Below are 556 nucleotides of genomic sequence, written 5' to 3'. Positions count from 1 at the left end.
CACCTGCAGAGCCCGCACCCGCCGAGCCCCGCGCCACCGGTACCTGGCCCGACGCGCCCGCACCGGCACCACCCGCCCCGACTGCCTGTACCGCCACCGCCGCACCCCCGGCCCGGGCCCCATGACCGGACCGAGTCCCCACTCCCGGACGAAGGACGCCCCGATGACCTCCGCCCAGCTCTCCGCCGCCCCCGCGCCGGCCCCGACCATTGCCGCCTGGGACAACCCGCCCGCCGTCGCCCCGCGTGGAACGATCATTCTGGTCGTCGGACGGGGCGAGCACCCCGGCATCTACGAGCGGTTCGGCGCCCGGATCGCCTTCGACGGCTACCGCGTGCGCGTCGTCGGCGACCCGACCGCGGACGCGGACGCGGTGACGGCGGACATCCGCACCCTGCTGAGTGATCCCGACCTGCCCGCGCCCCGCGTTCTCGCGGGCTCCGACGCGGGCGCCGCGTTCGTCGCCGCCCTCGCCGCGACGGGGACCGTGCAGCCCGACGCGCTGCTGCTCGTCGGCCTGCCGCCGGCCGGCGCGGACGCGCCGGCGCCCGCGGGC

Annotated in this window: 1 pseudogene; it reads left to right on the top strand. The window is 78.8% G+C overall.

Annotation, left to right across the window (positions count from 1 at the left end):
- Positions 1 to 163: 163 nt before the first annotated feature.
- Positions 164 to 556: pseudogene (locus ND748_RS33520) on the top strand (lysophospholipase); the annotation flags it as partial.

Source organism: Frankia sp. AiPs1, from assembly GCF_023716945.1.
Lineage (GTDB): Bacteria > Actinomycetota > Actinomycetes > Frankiales > Frankiaceae > Frankia.
The sequence above is the reverse complement of the archived record's forward strand: the minus strand, read 5'-3'. Positions and strand labels throughout refer to the sequence as shown.